The 582-nt window shown below is 53.3% G+C and carries 1 rRNA gene; it reads left to right on the top strand.

Annotated elements, in window-relative coordinates:
* Positions 1–503: 503 nt before the first annotated feature.
* Positions 504–582 (top strand): 16S ribosomal RNA (locus BTW08_RS18430); the annotation flags it as partial.

The following is a 582-nucleotide window of genomic DNA, read 5'->3' as shown; positions in this document are numbered from 1 at the left end:
GACTCAGGGGCTTGCCAACTCGGCGGCGGGCCCGTAAAGTACGCATCCGCTGCCGCCGAGAGAGGTTTTCGGGGACAGCGAGAAGAATTCCAAGCGTTTGATTTGATTGAAGAAATCGGTTGACGCAAGGCGGTGAGGCCAGTAAGATTGCTTCCCAGTTCTTCAAGGATCGGCGCCGCTAAGCAGCAACGGCGCCAGGCAGGATTCGACAAGAAAGACGTTGACATCCTCGCCCAGATCCTTAAAATACGCCACTCCTTACGGCGGCCCAGAAAACAAGCGCTGACAAGCACTTGGGTTCGATGGCAGAAGCGAAGCGCTTCAAGTAGGGGCGCTCTTTAATAATCGATCAGGTAATTGATGTGGGCGCTTGTTCTCGCGTGACAGCCAGTCACGACATATCGAGGCAAGCGACTCGTCAAGATTCGTTTGACCTTGAACCAAGTTTGGTCCGCTTTTCTTCTTGTTCTTCGGGATGAGAGAAGTAAGGACTATCAGACTTTAAACTGAAGAGTTTGATCATGGCTCAGATTGAACGCTGGCGGCAGGCCTAACACATGCAAGTCGAGCGGCAGCACGGGG

The sequence above is a fragment of the Salinicola sp. MH3R3-1 genome, assembly GCF_001937155.1.
Classification (GTDB): domain Bacteria; phylum Pseudomonadota; class Gammaproteobacteria; order Pseudomonadales; family Halomonadaceae; genus Salinicola; species Salinicola halophyticus.
Note: the sequence above shows the minus strand (reverse complement) of the source record. Positions and strands in the feature narration are given on the sequence as shown.